General features: G+C 62.4%; 17 protein-coding genes. 10 read left to right on the forward strand and 7 right to left on the reverse strand.

Features of this window, described 5'->3' with window-relative positions; genetic code table 11:
* The first annotated feature begins 87 nt into the window (after positions 1-87).
* The 8 genes from X757_RS147550 (at position 88) to X757_RS147515 (ending at position 8,364) form a co-directional block, all read left to right on the forward strand.
* Positions 88-402 carry a helix-turn-helix transcriptional regulator gene (locus tag X757_RS147550; RefSeq protein ID WP_023670944.1) on the forward strand — a complete coding sequence of 105 codons (315 nt, stop codon included), beginning with the start codon at positions 88-90 and terminating at the stop codon, positions 400-402.
* Positions 399-866, forward strand: a complete 468-nt coding sequence (locus X757_RS147545; RefSeq protein ID WP_023696505.1) for an SRPBCC domain-containing protein — start codon at positions 399-401, stop codon at positions 864-866. The genes X757_RS147550 and X757_RS147545 overlap by 4 nt, the downstream gene beginning before the upstream one ends.
* Positions 867-895: 29 nt before the next feature.
* The gene (locus tag X757_RS147540) at positions 896-1,504 is read left to right on the forward strand and encodes an ATP-dependent Clp protease proteolytic subunit (protein WP_023684630.1); all 609 of its coding nucleotides are present in this window, start codon (positions 896-898) and stop codon (positions 1,502-1,504) included.
* A 146-nt stretch (positions 1,505-1,650) separates the two neighbouring features.
* On the forward strand, positions 1,651-1,872 hold the full coding sequence (locus X757_RS147535) for a hypothetical protein (RefSeq protein ID WP_245261915.1): 222 nt from the start codon (positions 1,651-1,653) through the stop codon (positions 1,870-1,872).
* Positions 1,873-2,650: 778 nt separating this feature from the next.
* The gene (gene uvrA, locus X757_RS147530) at positions 2,651-5,572 is read left to right on the forward strand and encodes an excinuclease ABC subunit UvrA (RefSeq protein ID WP_023726686.1); all 2,922 of its coding nucleotides are present in this window, start codon (positions 2,651-2,653) and stop codon (positions 5,570-5,572) included.
* 34 nt (positions 5,573-5,606) lie between these two features.
* A complete protein-coding gene (locus tag X757_RS147525) occupies positions 5,607-6,071 on the forward strand; it encodes a GNAT family N-acetyltransferase (RefSeq protein WP_023726687.1) in 465 nt (154 codons plus the stop codon).
* Between the two features lie 28 nt (positions 6,072-6,099).
* The gene (locus tag X757_RS147520; protein ID WP_023726688.1) at positions 6,100-6,903 is read left to right on the forward strand and encodes a DUF72 domain-containing protein; all 804 of its coding nucleotides are present in this window, start codon (positions 6,100-6,102) and stop codon (positions 6,901-6,903) included.
* A gap of 315 nt (positions 6,904-7,218) precedes the next feature.
* A complete protein-coding gene (locus X757_RS147515; RefSeq protein ID WP_023670937.1) occupies positions 7,219-8,364 on the forward strand; it encodes a GGDEF domain-containing protein in 1,146 nt (381 codons plus the stop codon).
* Between the two features lie 92 nt (positions 8,365-8,456).
* Here X757_RS147515 and X757_RS1000000166690 read toward each other — a convergent pair whose 3' ends face one another.
* From X757_RS1000000166690 to urtA, 6 genes are all read right to left on the reverse strand, one after another.
* Positions 8,457-8,633, reverse strand: a complete 177-nt coding sequence (locus X757_RS1000000166690; RefSeq protein ID WP_023670936.1) for a hypothetical protein — start codon at positions 8,631-8,633, stop codon at positions 8,457-8,459.
* Positions 8,634-9,164: 531 nt separating this feature from the next.
* Positions 9,165-9,860: an urea ABC transporter ATP-binding subunit UrtE gene (urtE, locus tag X757_RS147510; protein ID WP_023712391.1), complete on the reverse strand. Its 696-nt coding sequence runs from the start codon at positions 9,858-9,860 to the stop codon at positions 9,165-9,167.
* Positions 9,861-9,929: 69 nt separating this feature from the next.
* Positions 9,930-10,676, reverse strand: a complete 747-nt coding sequence (urtD, locus tag X757_RS147505; protein ID WP_023696501.1) for an urea ABC transporter ATP-binding protein UrtD — start codon at positions 10,674-10,676, stop codon at positions 9,930-9,932.
* 4 nt (positions 10,677-10,680) lie between these two features.
* Positions 10,681-11,913, reverse strand: a complete 1,233-nt coding sequence (gene urtC, locus X757_RS147500; RefSeq protein WP_023726689.1) for an urea ABC transporter permease subunit UrtC — start codon at positions 11,911-11,913, stop codon at positions 10,681-10,683.
* Positions 11,910-13,526: an urea ABC transporter permease subunit UrtB gene (urtB, locus tag X757_RS147495; protein WP_023726690.1), complete on the reverse strand. Its 1,617-nt coding sequence runs from the start codon at positions 13,524-13,526 to the stop codon at positions 11,910-11,912. Before urtB ends, urtC begins: the two co-directional genes overlap by 4 nt.
* A 112-nt stretch (positions 13,527-13,638) precedes the next feature.
* Positions 13,639-14,949 carry an urea ABC transporter substrate-binding protein gene (gene urtA / locus X757_RS147490; protein ID WP_023726691.1) on the reverse strand — a complete coding sequence of 437 codons (1,311 nt, stop codon included), beginning with the start codon at positions 14,947-14,949 and terminating at the stop codon, positions 13,639-13,641.
* A 313-nt stretch (positions 14,950-15,262) separates the two neighbouring features.
* Between urtA and X757_RS147485 the strand changes: the two genes are divergently transcribed.
* Both X757_RS147485 and X757_RS147480 read left to right on the forward strand, forming a co-directional pair.
* On the forward strand, positions 15,263-15,658 hold the full coding sequence (locus tag X757_RS147485) for a hypothetical protein (protein ID WP_023684620.1): 396 nt from the start codon (positions 15,263-15,265) through the stop codon (positions 15,656-15,658).
* A gap of 118 nt (positions 15,659-15,776) precedes the next feature.
* The gene (locus X757_RS147480; RefSeq protein ID WP_031251359.1) at positions 15,777-17,690 is read left to right on the forward strand and encodes a PhoX family phosphatase; all 1,914 of its coding nucleotides are present in this window, start codon (positions 15,777-15,779) and stop codon (positions 17,688-17,690) included.
* 65 nt (positions 17,691-17,755) lie between these two features.
* Here the strand turns inward: X757_RS147480 and X757_RS147475 are convergent.
* Positions 17,756-18,325: GMC oxidoreductase (locus X757_RS147475; protein ID WP_245275076.1), on the reverse strand; the 570-nt coding region annotated here is incomplete at its 5' end.

The raw sequence follows: 18,325 nt of genomic DNA on the forward strand, positions 1-18,325 counted from the left end.
GGCTTAGAGGCCCGGCAGGATCCAATCAATACGCGGCATTCAAAACACCCCTTGCCAAATCGATAAGTATCGACTTATGCTTTTGCCATGATCGAAGCAGAGATTTTTCGCGCCCTGGCCGACCCGACGCGACGCGCCGTCTACGAGCGGCTGACTTCCGGCGAGATGAGCGTGTCGGAGTTGCGCACCGGCATGAGCGTGTCGCAGCCGGCGGTGTCGCAGCACCTTGCCGTGCTGCGCGGCGCAGGCCTGGTCAGCGAAAGACGCGCCGGCCGCAACGCCTACTATCGCGCCGATCCGCAAGGGCTCGAGCCGCTGCTCGGCTGGATCGAACGCTACCGCGCATTCTGGCCGGAGCGCATCGAAAGACTGAAGGCCGTTTTGAAGGACATGGACCAATGACCGACGAAAAGCAGACGCAGACCGCCAAGGATGCCCTCGCCTTCGAATGCGATCTGCCGGACGCACCGGAAAAAGTGTGGCGGGCACTGACCGTGCCGGACCTCTTGGCGGAATGGATGATGCCGAACGACATCAATCCGGAAACCGGCAGCCGCTTTGCCTTTGCCGGGCCTGAGAAGCCGATCGAGTGCGAAGTGCTCGATGCCGAACCGGGGCGCCTGCTGCGCTATTCCTGGCGCGAGCGTTCCGGCGACGCCAACCGCGAGGAGCTGGAGAGCATCGTCACCTTCACACTCGCCCGCACCGTTTCCGGCGGCACGCATCTGCGCATCGTCCATGACGGGTTTGTCCTGACGCCTGCGGTCGCGATGGCCGGCGCCGGCTGCCGGCTCTGGCTGCGCGCATACAAGCCCAAACCGCCTGTCGCCGCCAACGCGCCACGCCTGTTGCTGCGCGCTGCCTGACCCGGAAAAATCAAAACGGAGACAATGAGATGAGCGGCTTTGCCAATCTGGTGCCGATGGTGATCGAGCAATCGAGCCGCGGCGAACGTGCCTTCGACATTTTCTCGCGGCTGCTGCGCGAGCGCATCATCTTCGTCAATGGCGAGATCAATGACGGCATGTCGGCGCTGGTCTGCGCCCAGCTCCTGTCGCTGGAATCGGACAATCCCGACAAGGAGATCTCGCTCTACATCAACTCGCCGGGCGGCGTGGTGACCAGCGGCTTCGCCATCTACGACACGATGCAATATGTCAGCTGCCCGGTGTCGACCGTGTGCATGGGCTTTGCCGCGTCGATGGCCTCCTTCCTGCTGATGGCGGGAACGCCGGGGCGGCGCATCGCGCTGCCCAATGCCAGCATCGTGCTGCACCAGCCTCTGGGCGGCTTCCAGGGCCAGGCCTCCGACATCCAGCGCCATGCCGAAGGCATTTTGCGCACCAAGCGGCACATGGCCGACCTCTACGCTCACCATTGCGGCCGCACCCACGAAGAGGTCGAACGCACACTCGACCGCGATTTCTTCATGACCGCGAAGGAGGCCAAGGACTGGGGCCTCGTCGACCACGTCTTCGACACCCGCAAGCAGGCAGCGGCCTGATCGGCGGATTGAATGCAGGCCGGTGTTCCCTCAATTTCAACGCCGCTGGTCTGGCCTCGCCTTGAGCGCGGCACTATAGTCTTGCCATGCGCTACCACCTGAACAGACTGACCATAGCCATTGCCATCACGGCGGCGACATCGAGCATGGCCTTTGCCGGGGGCAGCACCAGCACGTCGCGGAAAGGCGCCCTGCCCGGCGTGGCCGGCGACTACCGCATCGCCAAGCCCGCGCCGCAGCCGGAGCCGGACGACGCGCTGCCTGCCGTCGAGAACGGCACGTTCAAGATCGGCGACACCGATGTCAGGATTTCCGGCAGCATCACTGTCGATGTCGGCACGGGTGGGATCAAGCCGCCGCGCCGGTAGCCCCTTCTCCCAGCTACTATACGGGAGAGAAAGCCTGCGCCGACGACTTCCTCGCAAAAGAACAGCCCCGCCGTTGCTTCCGCTAACGGTCGGGGCTTTTTTTGGATTCCAAATCCAAACTGCCGGTAGTGTTATACCGACTTTGATTTCGGATGCTTCGCGGCATTCAGCCGACGATCCGACTAGCCGTCTCTGATTTTTGTGGGATTCGGCAGGTCACGGTTTGTCTGGTGGTTTGTTGGACTGACGCGATGCGTTCGTTTGGACGCATACACTCCAATGCCTTGAAACTACCTGGCTGCCCGCCGCGGCTCCACTAGCAGGTGGAGCCTCAAGGGACTATCCGGTGGCGTCATGCTCCGCTCCTATGTCCGTTGCGACTGGTGTCAATCCGAAGCACAAATCGCAAAAACCTGCGGCGTCTCGCAGGCCGCTATGGGCGGCGAGGCCATCAAAGACGGCCGGCTCCGTTGACTCCGGCAGAGTGCGCCCCTGATTCGACGGCGTCAACCTTGAATAGCCGGTTACGGAAAATGTGATCGCCGGGAGCTTACGTCAGGGTCAGTTTCTGAAACACCCTTGTCAGTTTCTGCACAGCTTTGTCAGGAGCGTGTTCGGTCTTTGTTCTTTCCGCTTGCCCGTTCGCGCGAAAGACGGTTAAACGGCTTTGGTCGAGAAGTGTGGCGTCTCTCGACGTGGCGGCAAAAATACCTACATAGGGAATGGCCGGGAAAACCCGCCGATCCCACTGACACCAGACCTGAGGCGGCGACCGGCGATGGCCGACCATAAATACCTTTCCATTCGCGGGGCACGCGAACACAACCTAAAGAATGTCGATCTCGACCTGCCGCGTGACAGCCTGATCGTCATGACCGGCCTGTCGGGCTCCGGCAAATCGTCGCTTGCTTTCGACACCATCTATGCCGAGGGCCAGCGCCGTTACGTCGAGAGCCTGTCGGCTTATGCGCGCCAGTTCCTCGAAATGATGCAGAAGCCGGATGTCGACCAGATCGACGGCCTGTCGCCGGCCATCTCGATCGAGCAGAAGACCACGTCGAAGAACCCGCGTTCGACGGTCGGCACCGTCACCGAGATCTACGACTACATGCGCTTGCTGTTCGCGCGCGTCGGCATCCCCTATTCGCCGGCGACCGGCCTGCCGATCGAGAGCCAGACGGTTTCACAGATGGTCGACCGGGTGCTGGCGGTCGAGGAAGGCACGCGCCTTTTCCTGCTGGCGCCGATCGTGCGCGGCCGCAAGGGCGAGTATCGCAAGGAACTGCTGGAGCTGCAGAAGAAGGGCTTTCAGCGCGTCAAGGTCGACGGCGTCTTCTATGAGATCGCCGATGTGCCGGCGTTGGACAAGAAGTACAAGCACGACATCGATGTCGTCGTCGACCGCATCGTCGTGCGCGGCGACCTGGCGACACGGCTTGCCGATTCCATCGAAACGGCGCTCAAGCTGGCGGAAGGGCTGGCGGTGGCCGAGTTCGCCGACCGGCCGCTCGACGCCAGCCAGACCGGCGAGGACTCGGTCAACAAATCGAAGAACGAGACGCATGAGCGCATCCTGTTCTCGGAAAAATTCGCCTGCCCGGTTTCCGGCTTCACCATTCCGGAGATCGAGCCCAGGCTGTTCTCGTTCAACAACCCGTTCGGCGCCTGCCCGACCTGCGACGGCCTCGGCAATCAGCGCGCCATCGACGCCAGCCTGATCGTGCCGGACGAAAACGTCTCGCTGCGCGACGGCGCCGTCAGCCCGTGGGCGAAATCGACCTCGCCGTATTATGCGCAGACGCTGGAAGCGCTGGGCAAGGCATACGGCTTCAAGCTCGGCGACAAGTTCAAAGACCTGACCGAAGAGGCAAAGGATGCCGTCCTGCGCGGCACCGGTGAGCGCGAGGTCACCTTCCAGTATGATGACGGCCTGCGCTCCTACAAGACGACCAAGACGTTCGAGGGCGTCATTCCCAATCTCGAACGGCGCTGGAAGGAAACCGAATCCGCCTGGATGCGCGAGGAGATCGAGCGCTTCATGTCGGCGACGCCCTGCCCGGTCTGCAAGGGTTACCGGCTGAAGCCGGAAGCGCTGGCGGTCAAAATCGCCGGAAAACACATTGGCGAGGTCACCGAGCAGTCGATCCGCAACGCCGACAAATGGTTCACCGATCTGCCGGCGCAGCTCAATGACAAGCAGAACGAGATTGCTGTCAGGGTGCTCAAGGAGATCCGCGACCGGCTGCGCTTCCTCAACGATGTCGGCCTCGACTATCTGACGCTGTCGCGCAATTCCGGCACGCTGTCGGGCGGCGAGAGCCAGCGCATAAGGCTGGCGTCGCAGATCGGCTCCGGCCTCACCGGCGTGCTCTATGTGCTGGACGAGCCGTCGATCGGCCTGCACCAGCGCGACAATGCCCGCCTGCTCGACACGCTCAAGCATCTGCGCGACATCGGCAACACGGTGATCGTCGTCGAGCATGACGAGGACGCCATCCTGCATGCCGATTATGTCGTCGACATGGGTCCGGCCGCCGGCATTCATGGCGGCGAGATCATCGCCCAGGGCACGCCGCAGCAGGTGATGGCCAATCCCAACTCGATCACCGGTAAATATCTGTCGGGCGCGCTCGAAGTCGCCACGCCCGGTGTCAGGCGCGAGGCCAAGAAAAACCGCCGGCTGAAGATCGTCGGCGCGCGCGGCAACAATCTCAAGAACGTCACTGCCGAAATCCCGCTCGGCACTTTTACCGCCGTCACCGGCGTGTCTGGCGGCGGCAAATCGACCTTCCTGATCGAGACGCTGTTCAAGGCGGCGTCGCGCCGCATCATGGGCTCGCGCGAGCATCCGGCCGATCACGACCGCATCGAGGGCCTCGAATTCCTCGACAAGGTCATCGACATCGACCAGTCGCCGATCGGCCGCACACCGCGTTCGAACCCGGCCACCTACACCGGCGCCTTCACACCGATCCGCGACTGGTTCGCCGGTCTGCCCGAAGCCAAGGCCCGCGGCTACCAGCCGGGCCGCTTCTCCTTCAACGTCAAGGGCGGCCGCTGCGAAGCCTGCCAGGGCGACGGCGTCATCAAGATCGAGATGCACTTCTTGCCCGACGTCTACGTCACCTGCGACGTCTGCCATGGCAAGCGCTACAACCGCGAGACGCTGGATGTCGTGTTCAAGGGCAAGTCGATCGCGGACGTCCTGGACATGACGGTCGAGGAAGGTGTCGATTTCTTTGCCGCCGTGCCCGGCGTGCGCGACAAGCTCGACACGCTGAAGCAGGTCGGCCTCGGCTACATCCATATCGGCCAGCAGGCGACGACGCTGTCGGGCGGCGAGGCGCAGCGCATCAAGCTCGCCAAGGAATTGTCGCGCAAGGCAACCGGCAAGACGCTCTACATCCTCGACGAGCCGACCACCGGCCTGCACTTCCACGACGTCGCCAAGTTGCTGGAAGTGCTGCACGAGCTGGTCGACCAGGGCAACACGGTGGTGGTCATCGAGCATAATCTCGAAGTCATCAAGACCGCCGACTGGGTGCTCGACCTCGGCCCCGAAGGCGGCGATGGCGGCGGCGAACTGGTTGCACAGGGCACACCGGAAGCCATCGTGCGCGAAAAGCGCAGCTACACCGGCCACTTCCTGAAGGAGCTTTTGGAGCGGCGGCCCGGAGGCAAGCGCGAAGCGGCGGAGTGACTGGCAGACCGGCCGGGCGCCTGGAGAGCTTTGAATGACAGTCCGACAGGCGCTTGCCGGTGATCTCGACGGAGTCGTTTCGCTGACGGAAGCCGCCTATGGGCATTACACCGCCTTGTTCGGCGCGCCGCCGATCCCAGTCACCGAGGGCTATGCGCCACGCATCGAGCGAGGCGAGGTCTGGCTGCTGGAGAGCGACGCTGAGCTCGCCGGGCTGATCGTTATTGAGCGCCACCCCGATCATGCGATGATCTTCAGCGTCGCGGTCTCCCCCGCTTTTCAGGGGAGGAAACTCGGTACCGCGCTGCTCGACTTCGCCCAGGAACAGGCGCGGCTATGGGGTGTGCCGGAGGTGCGGCTCTACACCAATTCGCGCATGGAGCGGAACATCGAGATCTATACGGCCTATGGCTTCCACGAAACGGGCCGCCGAGCCAATCCCCACCGTCCCGGATGGACCGTGGTCGACATGATCAAACCGGTTGGAAAAATAGCCTGACCGCATTTTTAGAACTGGGAGGAAGACGATGATCAGCCAAGGAACAATCCGCGCCGGGATGGGCGGCTGGACTTTCGAACCCTGGGATACGTCTTTCTACCCGGACAAGCTTTCCAAGGCCAAGCAGCTGAGTTACGCCACCCGCCAGGTACCGAGCATCGAGGTCAACGGCACCTACTATTCCAGCTTCAAGGAGCCGACCTTCGTCAAATGGGCGAGCGAGGCGCCGGACGGTTTCGTCTATTCGCTGAAGGGCAATCGCTTCGTCACCAACCGCCGCGTGCTTGGCGAAGCCGGCGAGTCCATGACGCGCTTCCTCGGCTCCGGCATTGCCGCGCTGGGCGACAAGCTGGGCCCGATCCTGTGGCAGTTCGCGCCGACGAAAAAGTTCGACGCCGACGATTTCGAGGCCTTCCTGAAGCTGCTGCCGGAAAAGCAGGATGGCGTGGCGCTGCGCCATGCGCTGGAAGTGCGCAACGACAGTTTCAGCGTGCCGGAATTTGTGGGCCTGGCGCGCAAATACAAGGCGGCAATCGTCTATGCCGACCATGCCAAATATCCTGGTATCGCCGACATCACCGGCGATTTTATCTATGCGCGGCTGCAGACCGGCAGCGACGACAATCCGGATTGCTATACGCCGAATGGCCTGGACGAATGGGCAGCGCGGGTGAAGACCTGGGCGCAAGGCAAGCAGCCGGCCGATCTGCGGCGCGCCGATCCGACTTTCGACGCGCCGGTGAAACCGCGCGATGTGTTCGTCTACTTCATCACCGAGGGCAAGGTGCGCGCGCCGTTCGGCGCCATGGCGCTGATGAAGCGGGTGAGCTGATCGGTTAAAGCGCGTCGCGCTGAAACGGATTCATACGACGCGATTTAAGTCTTTGTCTTGATGCATGCCGTTGTCCCAGAACCGCGGCACACTTCTGGGCGACATGCATTAGGAGCAATTCCAGGAAAAGTGTGGACCGGTTTTCCCGGAAATCCGGGTAGCGCTTTCCCTTGAAAAGGGTTTCAACCCAGAATTGCTACGATCAACCGAAGCGTGATAGCTTATGCGCATCGTAACCTTATCGATACCTCCTTCCTGCATAAATCCGGTGCGGGTCCTTTCTAGAGGCCGGCCGCCGCGCGCAAGGACGAGGGCATGTCGCTCGACTACAGTTCCCTTCTGTTGGCTGTCGGGTTTTCCGCCGCTTGCCTCGGCCTGACGCTGTTCGGCATCTGGCTTACCGCGCGCTCGGAAAAATTCCTGCTGACCTGGGCCGTCAGCGTGCTTCTGATCGTTGCCGACGTCTTCGCCTACCAGGCCTATATCGACGCGCCCGGGCGCCTGCTCGGCCTCGCCAGCTTCACGTTCCTGCTGCTCGGCTTCGCGACCATGCTGGGCGCGGCCCATCAGTTCACGACCGGCCGCTCGCCATTGCCGCGCATCGCTGTCGGCGCCGGCGTCTCGCTGGCAGTCGCCTTGCCGCCGATGGCGCTTGGCTATGACGGGCTGGGCTTCATGCTGGAGAATGCCTTCGCCGCGCTGCTTTTGTTTGCGACGGCCTATGAATACTGGAAGGGCCGCACGGAATTCCCTGCCCCGATCCTCGGCATTGCCGGGCTCTACACCGCCACCGCAATTTCCTTCGTGCTGTGCTCCGGTGCACTTGTCTGGGATGGCAGGCTGGTGCTTGGCCATGCGCCGAGCAACTGGGCCGAGGATTTCAGCCTCATCGTCGTCATCGCGTGCATGACCGGCATCGGCGCGCTCTCGCTGGCGCTCAACCAGGGACGCCTGGCGCAGCATCATCGCCGCGAAGCGCTGACCGATCCGCTGACCGGACTGCTCAACCGGCGCGCTTTGTTCGACCTGCACGGCAAAACACCGGTCCGGTCCTTCACCGCCGTGATCGTGTTCGATCTCGACGGCTTCAAGGCGATAAATGACGAGTTCGGCCATGCCACCGGCGACGAGGTGCTGAAACTGTTCGCCAAGGATTTGACCGCCAATCTCCAGCCGGGCGATGTCGCCGCGCGCATGGGCGGAGAGGAATTTGCATTGGTGCTCGATCGCACCTTGCCTGAAAAGGTGGAATTCATAGCCGAGCGGATCCGGGCCAGTTTTGCCATGCGCCGGATCGATACCGAGACCCGCCTGCTGTCCTGCACCGTCAGCGCCGGCTACGCCTTCGGCAGCGAGGGCGGCACCAAATTCGACAAGGTGCTCAGCGCCGCCGACAAGGCGCTTTACGGCGCCAAGCGCGGCGGCCGCAACCGTGTGCTCGCCTTCCGGCGCGCCGGGTAGGCTGGGCTGATATTCAGCCGGCCTGAACCTCACCACACGTAAAACAACACCCCAAAGCGCGTCGCATGAGGCCGTTCAGGCGCGACGCGCTTTTAGGCCGCTATGACGATCTCGTTGTAAGTGTCGAGGTCGACGTAGAAAACCTTGGTGATTTCGCCGATCAGCTCATCCTGCTGGTAGCCTTGCGAGCGCAGAATGTTGATGGCGGTGATGATGTCGACACGCTCTGTCAGCCGTCGTTTCTGGTGGTCCTCGACGAACCGTTCCATAGCCCTATTCTCCTGGCAAGATTATCTGAACGCATTGACCGACAATCAGAACTGCGAGGGAAGCTAGGGTGGCTTGCTTGCGTGGAACTTGCAGGCTGAGCCAGCATATTCCCTCGATCTGCTACAGAACCAGATTGATACGGAAGCGGCCGACTCACCGAGGCCTAGGAAAGACTAGCATGCAGTATTCGGCGTGCCAGAGTGTGGCGGCCTCGGACGAAAGTCCGACGCAACGGGTGCGGACCTTCGCGACTTCATCATCCTTGGGCGTAGCGACGCGAAGCGGAGCGAAGACCCAGGGATCCATGCCGGGACGAAGAAGCGTCATTAACGGTGCAGAATGTGGAATGCCAATGTGCCGCAGAAGCGATCTTGTTCTGCATCGCGGCACTCTTTAGCTGATGTCGCGGCATGGATTCTAGGGTCTGCGCGCGTCGCTCCGCTCCTTGGCTCCGCCCTAGAATGACGAAGTGATTGTGGGCATTTCAGCCAATCTTCGACGTGTACGATCCGTGCAGCCGTCGACCTGCGTTAAACCGTCAGAAACTTCCTGACGTCCGCCCGGTCGAGATCTTCGGCCGGGCCGGTGTGGACGATCTGGCCGCGGTCCATGATGTTGACCTCGTCGGCGAGCTCGCGGCAGAAATCGAGATATTGCTCGACCAGAAGCACCGCAATGCCGGCCTGATCGCGCAAATAGTGGATGGCGCGGCCGATGTCCTTGATGATCGAGGGCTGGATGCCTTCGGTCGGCTCGTCGAGCACCAGCAGTTTCGGCCGCATGACGAGCGCCCGGCCGATGGCGAGCTGCTGCTGCTGGCCGCCTGAGAGATCGCCGCCGCGCCGCCCCAGCATCTGCTTCAGCACCGGAAACAGTTCGAAGACATGCGCCGGCACGTTGCGGTCGGCGCGCTTCAACGGCGCAAAGCCGGACTCCAGGTTTTCGCGCACCGTCAGCAGCGGAAAGATCTCCCTGCCCTGCGGTACGAATGCGATGCCCGACCGGGCGCGATCATACGCCGCGCTCCGGTCGAGCGCCTTCCCCTCGAAGGCAACGCTTCCGCTCGTCAGCCGGTGGTGGCCGACGATCGATCTCATCAAACTGGTCTTGCCGACGCCGTTGCGGCCGAGCACGCAGGTGATCTTGCCGGCACCCGCCGTCAGCGACACACCGCGCAACGCCTGAGCAGCGCCGTAATGGAGCGTGACGTTGGAAACTTCGAGCATGTCAGCGCCTTCTCCAGAAGCGGAGGAACGAAAAGTCGAAGCGATGGAATTGCACCCGCTAGACCATGCTCATCTCCCGAGATAAACTTCGACGACCCGCTCGTCGGCCGAGACGAAATCGAGCGAGCCTTCCGACAGCACCGAGCCCTCATGCAGGCAGGTGACCTTGACGCCGAGTTCGCGCACGAAATGCATGTCGTGCTCGACGACGATGACCGAATGGTCGCGCGCTATGTCCTTGAGCAGCCGCGCGGTTTCCTCGGTCTCGGCATCGGTCATCCCTGCGACCGGCTCGTCAACCAAAAGCAGCTTCGGGTCCTGCGCCAGCAGCATGCCGATCTCCAGCCACTGTTTCTGGCCATGGCTGAGATTGGCTGCCAGATCGTGGCGCTTGTCGCCCAGCCGGATGATGCCGAGGATGTCGTCGATCTGTCTGGCTTCGGCGGCCGAGCGGCGATGGAACAGCGCCGGAAAGATCGAGCGCGGGCCCTTCAGCGCCAGCATCAGATTGTCTTCGACGCTGTGGCTTTCGAAGACGGTCGGCTTCTGGAATTTGCGGCCGATGCCCATCATGGCGATCTCCGCCTCGTCGTGCCGGGTCAGATCGACCTGGCCGTCGAAGAACACTTCGCCCTCGTCGGGCCGGGTCTTGCCGGTGACGATGTCCATCATCGTCGTCTTGCCGGCGCCGTTGGGACCGATGATGGCGCGCATCTCGCCCTTGTCGAGCACCAGCGACAGATTGTTGATGGCGCGGAAACCGTCGAAGGAGACCGAGACGCCGTCGAGATAGAGGATGGTGTTGGACTTCGACATCGCTCTATTCCGCCGGCTGCGGTTCAGGCCCGGACGCGGACCAGGCACCGGGCGTTGTTGCTGCGCTGCGCACGATCTTCAATGGCGGCGCGGCATCAGGGTCTGTGCCCGCTTCCTCTGCAATCGCTGCAGCCCGCATCGCCCGAGCGTTACCGCGCCAGGAATCCCACATGCCGACGATGCCCTTGGGCAGGAACAGGGTTACGGCGACGAACAGGCCGCCGAGCGCAAACAGCCAGAACTCCGGCAGCAGGCCGGTGAACCAGGATTTGCCGGCGTTGACCAGCAGCGCGCCGACGATCGGGCCGACAATGGTGCCGCGCCCACCGACGGCTGCCCAGATCACGACTTCGATGGAATTGGACGGCTCGAATTCGCCGGGATTGATGATACCGACCTGCGGCACATAGAGCGCGCCGGCGATGCCGGCCATGACAGCCGAGACGGTGAAGGCAAACAGCTTCACGTTCTCCGCCCGCCAGCCGAGGAAGCGGGTGCGGCTCTCGGCGTCGCGCACCGCCATCAGCAGCTTGCCGTATTTGGAGCCGACGATCGCCCAGGTGATGAAGACGGCGAGCGCGAGTATGATGGCGCTGGCGGCAAACAGGGCCGAGCGGGTGGCGTCGGCCTGCACGTTGAAGCCCAGAATATCCTTGAAATCGGTCAAGCCGTTGTTGCCGCCGAAACCCATGTCGTTGCGGAAGAAGGCGAGCAGCAGCGCGTAGGTCATCGCCTGGGTGATGATGGAGAGATAGACGCCGGTGACGCGGCTGCGGAAGGCGAACCAGCCGAAGACGAAGGCGAGCAGGCCGGGCACCGCCAGCACCATGATGGCGGCGAACCAGAAGTGGTCGAAACCGGTCCAGAACCAGGGCAATTCCTTGTAGTTCAGGAACACCATGAAATCGGGCAGGATCGGATTGCCGTAAACGCCGCGCGAGCCGATCTGGCGCATGAGGTACATGCCCATCGCATAGCCGCCGAGGGCGAAGAAGGCGCCATGGCCGAGCGAGAGGATGCCGCAATAGCCCCAGACGAGATCGAGCGCCAAGGCAAGCAATGCATAGCAGAGGTACTTGCCCGTCAACGCGACGATGTAGGACGGAATATAGAACGCGCTTTGCGGCGACACTGCGAGGTTGAGCAGCGGCACGATAGTGGCGGCCGTCAGCAGGATGAAAATAGTGATGGCGATGCGACGGTCGGCACCCGCGGCGAAGAAGCGTCCCGTGATCATGTTTCCACCGCCCTGCCCTTGAGCGCGAACAGGCCGCGCGGGCGCTTCTGAATGAACAGGATGATCAGCACCAGCACGACGATCTTGCCGAGCACGGCGCCGGCATAGGGTTCGAGAACCTTGTTGACGATGCCGAGCGAGAAGCCGCCGACCAGAGTGCCCCAGAGATTGCCGACGCCGCCGAAGACCACGACCATGAAACTGTCGATGATGTAGCCGCGGCCGAGATTGGGCGAGACATTGTCGATCTGGCTGAGCGCGACGCCGGCGATGCCGGCAATGCCGGAGCCGAGCGCAAAGGTCAGCGCATCGACCCAAGGCGTCCTGATGCCCATCGAGGCGGCCATGCGGCGGTTGGCGGTGACGGCGCGCATCTGCAGGCCCCAGGGCGTGCGCTTCATGACAAAGAGCAGCACGCCGAAGACGGTGAGCGCGAAGACCAGGATCCAGAGGCGGTTCCAGGTGACGGCGAGTTGGCCGACATCGAACGATCCCGACATCCAGGAGGGGTTGCCGACCTCCTGGTTGGTCGGTCCGAAGATCGAGCGCACCGCCTGCTGCAGGACAAGCGAGACGCCCCAGGTTGCGAGCAGCGTTTCCAGCGGCCGGCCGTAGAGGAAACGGATGACGCCGCGCTCGATGATCAGGCCGACGGAAGCGGCAACCAGGAAGGCGAGCGGCAGCGCGATCACCAGCGACCAGTCGAACAGGCCGGGGAATGAGGTTCGGATCACCTGCTGGACGACGAAGGTGGTGTAGGCGCCGAGCATCACCATCTCGCCATGCGCCATGTTGATGACGCCCATGACGCCGAAGGTGATGGCGAGGCCGATGGCGGCCAGCAGCAGCACCGAGCCAAGCGAGATGCCGTACCATATGTTCTGGCCGGCATCCCACAGCGCCAGGCTCGAATTGATGCTGGCGATTGCCGCCGTCGCGGCATCCTTGACCGCGCCTTGCGCATTGGCCTCGACCGCGGTGAGCAGCGAGACCGCGTCGCGGTCGCCGCGCGCGCCGATCAGGGCAATGGCGGCAAGCTTGTCGGCCTCCGGCTTGTCGGAGACCAGCACCGATGCCGCGCGCGCCTGTTCGAACAATGCCTTGACCTTGGAGTCGGTCTCGGCGGCGATGGCTGCATCGAGCGGCTCGATATTGGCGGCATCGGGGGTCTTGAACATGGTGTCGGCGGCGGCGATGCGGACAGAAGGATCTTTCGCGCGCAACGTCAGCGTTCCCAGCGCATCTCGGATGACACGACGCAGCGTGTTGTTGACCTTGATCTTCGTGATGTCGGCCTTGGGGGCGTCGCCGGCTTTCTCGCCACTCAGCGGGTCGAGCAGCGTGACGCTGTCGGCGGCCTCACTGCCGACGAAGACGGCTGAATCGGCTTTACGAATGTAGAGATTGCCTTCGGCGAGGGCTGCAAGCGGCCGTTCAACCAGCGGATCGCCGGTGGCGGCAAGTTCGCGCACAACAGCCTCAGTGGCGGCAAAGCCCATGCCCGTGGCGAATTTGGCGACGATGGCGCGCAGATCGGCTTCGGCTGCGTTCGACGGCAATAGGCTTGCCACCAGGAACACCAGCATGAGGCCGAGAGTGCGCAACAGGATCATCCGTTCAGATACTCTTCTGTGGGGAAATTCCGCGTCCGGGCGGGCTGAAGCGCCCGGACGCTTGGCGGTACCGATCGTGGACGCGTCCACGATCGGTCAGTCCCGGGAGGGATCAGTTCGTGCCCTTGCCGCCGCATTTGCCGGTGGCAACGTTGAAGTTGCCGCAGGACAGAGGCGCGCGCCAATCCGAAATCAGGTCCTTGGAATCGGGCAGATAGTCGGACCATTCGTCGCCCATCACGAGGCCGGGCGTCTGCGACACGGTCTCGAACTGGCCGTCGGCCTGGATCTCGCCGATCAGCACCGGCTTGGTGATGTGATGGTTCGGCATCATGGTCGAATAGCCGCCGGTGAGGTTCGGCACGGACACGCCGACCATGGCGTCGATGACCTTGTCGGGATCGGTGGTGCCAGCCTTTTCGACCGCCTTCACCCACATGTTGAAGCCGATATAGTGAGCTTCCATCGGGTCGTTGGTGGTGCGCTTGTCATTCTTGATGAACTTGTGCCAGTCGGCGATGAACTTCTTGTTTTCGGGTGTGTCGACGCTCTCGAAATAGTTCCAGGCAGCGAGATGGCCGACCAGCGGCGCGGTATCGAGACCGGCCAGTTCTTCCTCACCGACCGAAAAGGCCATGACCGGGATGTCCTCGGCCTTGATGCCCTGGTTGCCGAGTTCCTTGTAGAACGGAACGTTGGCGTCGCCATTGACGGTCGAGACGACGGCGGTCTTCTTGCCGGCCGAGCCGAATTTCTTGATTGCGGAGACTTCGGTCTGCCAGTCGGAGAAGCCGAACGGCGTGTAGTTGACCATGATGTCTTCGGCGGCGACGCCCTTGGCCTTCAGATAGGCCTCGAGGATTTTGTTGGTGGTTCGGGGATAGACGTAGTCGGTGCCTTCCAGCACCCAGCGCTTCACCGAGCCACCGTCCTCGCTCATGAGATAATCGACGGCAGGAATCGCCTGCTGGTTCGGGGCGGCGCCGGTGTAGAACACGTTGCGCTCGCTTTCCTCGCCCTCATACTGGACGGGGTAGAACAGGATGTTGTCGAGTTCCGAGAACACCGGCAACACCGATTTGCGCGACACCGAGGTCCAGCAGCCGAACACGGCGTCGACCTTGTCCTTCGAGATCAGCTCGCGCGCCTTTTCGGCAAAGAGCGGCCAGTTGGAGGCCGGATCGACAACGACCGCCTCGAGCTTCTTGCCGAGCAGACCGCCCTTGGCATTCTGCTCTTCGATGAGCATCAGCATGGCGTCTTTCAGCGTCGTCTCCGAAATCGCCATGGTCCCCGATAGCGAATGCAGAATGCCGACCTTGATCGTGTCTTCGGCGGCCTTGGCCGGAGACGACATCGACAGGCCGGCGGCGATCACGCCCGCCGAAAACATTTTTGTTATTGTGGAGAAATTACCCCTCATACCGAAGACTCCCAAGCTGTTTGATTGCACCGCGACAATGCAAAGCAACTGCCGTGCCAAACGCGAAGGCGCCGCTCACAAAGATGGAATAGCCGAGCGTTATCAGCCGGTTGGTATATTAGCCTGAGAAACAACAAAGGCAGCCGGTAAAAATTGATTGAGGCAAATTTGCGCAGCGCACACGACTTTTGCCTAATTTTCGTCCAATTGAGACAAATGCCTAGTTTTTGATCTCCGGCCGTGGGTTCCGGGCGAACAATGTTGCGGCACCGCGCAAAAATAGGGCAAGCTCGCCCTTCAAAAGAGAGACGTCATGACATCTCGCATCTCACGCATTTCCTGCATCCTGCTGCTGATGGCAACGAGCGGCGCCGCGCGCGCCGATTTCAGCGAGGGCAAACTTCCTGACGGCACCTATCATTGCGAGGTCTATTTGCTCGGCGCCTTCCTCAACCTCGGCGACATCACTATCAAGGGCAATGTCTATACCGGCCCGGTGACGTTCGGAACGGCGCTGCAAGGCTACAACTATCAGATGAACGCCAATGGCGAGATCACCTGGCTCGGGCCGCTGGGCGGCTATACCACCGGTGGCAACTCCGTCTCCATGACACAGGCAACACTGGACGGCGAGACCGCCCCGTCATTCGACATCATTCTGAAGCAGCCCGACGGCGCCTTCACCGCCTCGACCTGCACCAAGGGCTGAGCGATGCGTAGTGCCGCGCCCAGTTGCGGCAAAACCTTCCTCTTATGTCATGTGAATGTTGCCTAAGCAGACTAGGGGCAACGGTGCGCCGTAACATCCACCCTGAGAGGCAGACACCATGGCCAATACACCGTCTTCATCCTCCCCCGTCATCCGCGAAATCATTGCCGAGCGCGTCTCGCGCCGGTCTCTTTTGAAAGGCAGCCTCGCCTCCGGCGCGCTGATTGCCGGCGGCAGCTTTGTCGGCTCCTTGTTTGCCGGCGAAACGCATGCCGCCGCAGCGCAGTCGACGCTCGGCTTTCCCGAACTGAAGCGGGTCTACGACAAGACCCATGCCGCCGCCGAAGGCTATGAGACGACCATCGTCGCGCGCTGGGGCGATCCGCTTGCAGCTGGCCTCGCCGAATTCGACGGCAACAAGGTCGCGGCGGAGGAACAGGAAAAGCGCTTCGGCTACAATTGCGACTACATCGCCTTCATGCCGCTGCCGAAGGGCACGGTGAATTCTGATCATGGCCTGCTCTGCGTCAACAACGAATACATCTCGCCCAATGTGATGTTTCCGGGGATGACCGAGGGCGATGCCGGCAAGACGATGACCAGGGAACAGGTCGATCTCGGCATGGCCGCGATGGGCCATTCGATCGTCGAGGTGGAATTGAAGGACGGCAAGTGGGAAACCGTAGCCGACAGTCCGCTGAACCGCCGCATCACCGCCAACACCGAAATGACCGTTTCCGGACCGGTTGCCGGCCATGCGCTGATGAAGACCTCGGCCGACGCGACTGGCACCAAAGTGCTCGGCACCAGCTACAACTGCAGCGGCGGTTTCACCCCCTGGGGTACGGTGCTGACCTGCGAGGAAGGCGTGTCCGACATTTTCGGCGGCGACCCGAAAAGGGCGCCGACCGCCGACCTGCTTGACCGTTACGGCTTCGACGGCTCCGACATCTATGGCCGCGGCCGCTTCCATGACCGCTTCAACCTCGACAAGGAACCGAACGAGGCCAACCGCTTCGACTGGGTGGTCGAGATCGACCCTTACGATCCTCAGTCCAGGCCGGTGAAGCGCACGGCACTTGGCCGCATGTCGCATGAGGCCTCGACCGTGGTCCTCAACAAGGACGGCCGCGTTGTCGTCTATATGGGTGACGACGACTATTTCGAATATATGTACCGCTTCGTCTCGGCCAAGGCCTATGACAAGGCCAACCCGGCCTCCGGCGCCGATCTGCTCGACGATGGCGTGCTGTCGGTCGCCCGCTTCGATGCCGATGGCTCGATGACGTGGCTGCCGTTGGTGCACGGCCAGGGCAAGCTTACCGTCGAGAACGGTTTTGCCGACCAGGCCGAGGTGCTGTTGAAGACGCGGTTTGCGGCAGATGCGCTCGGCGCCACGCCGATGGACCGGCCCGAGGACATCGAGACCAATCCGGTGACCGGCCGCGTCTATGCGGTGATGACCAAGAACAAGAAGCGCGACCAGTCAAAGGTCAATCCGGCCAACACGCGGCCGGAAAATCTCTGGGGCCATATTGTCGAACTGATCCCGCCCGGCGGCCGCGGCGCGGATGCCGACCACACGGCGGAAAAGTATGCCTGGGACCTGTTCGTGCTCTGCGGCAACCCGAAAGATGCCAAGGTCGGCGCCACTTTTCATCCGGATACGTCGGACAATGGCTGGTTCGTCTGCCCCGACAACATCACCTTCGACCCGGCGGGGCGGCTGTGGGTGGCGACGGACGGCGCCAATGATTTCGACCTGCCGGACGGCGTCTATGGCGTCGACACCGAAGGTGCGGCGCGCGGCCTGCCGAAGCTGCTGTTCACCTGCCCGCATGGCGCCGAAGCGACCGGCCCATGCTTCACGCCGGACGGCACGACTTTGTTCCTGTCGGTGCAGCACCCTGCGGAAGATGCCGAGACGCTCGACAAGGCGCAGACGCTGTGGCCCGACTTCAGGGACGGCCGGCTGCCGCGACCGTCCGTCGTCGCCATCCGCCGCAAGGACGGACAGCCGGTCGGCGCATAGTGAGTCCTAGGAAAAAAGGGCGGAACGCGCCATGCGCGTTCCGCGTAGCGATCCCGGAGGACGGCTCAGATCGTCTTGGCCGACATTTGCGAAGCGATGTATTCGGCCTGGCGGATAGCCAGCGACACGATCGTCAGCGTCGGATTTTCAGCCGCACCGGTGGTGAACTGGCTGCCGTCCGACACGAACAGGTTTTTGATGTCGTGCGCCTGGCCGTGCTTGTTGACGACGCCGTCTTCCGCCTTTTCGCTCATCCGGTTTGTGCCGAGATTGTGGGTTGAGGGATAGGGTGGCGTCGGGAAGGAGCGCGTCGCGCCGACCGCATCGTAAAGCGCTGTGGCCTGCTTGTAGGCATGGTTGCGCATCGCCGTGTCGTTGGGATGATCATCGAAATGCACGTCGGCGATCGGCATACCGTGCGCGTCCTTCTCGTCCTTGTGCAGCGTGATGCGGTTTTCCGCGCGCGGCATGTCCTCGCCGACGATCCACAGGCCAGCCATGTGATCATAGTGGTCGAGCGCGGTGGTGAATGAACGGCCCCAGCCGCCCATAGGCGCTAAGATAGCTTTGGCATGGACTGAAACTTGCGCTTTCGTGGTGGTTCGCGCCAGCGATATCGCAAGGCATGGAGTTTT

It is taken from the genome of Mesorhizobium sp. LSHC412B00, assembly GCF_000503035.1.
Classification (GTDB): domain Bacteria; phylum Pseudomonadota; class Alphaproteobacteria; order Rhizobiales; family Rhizobiaceae; genus Mesorhizobium.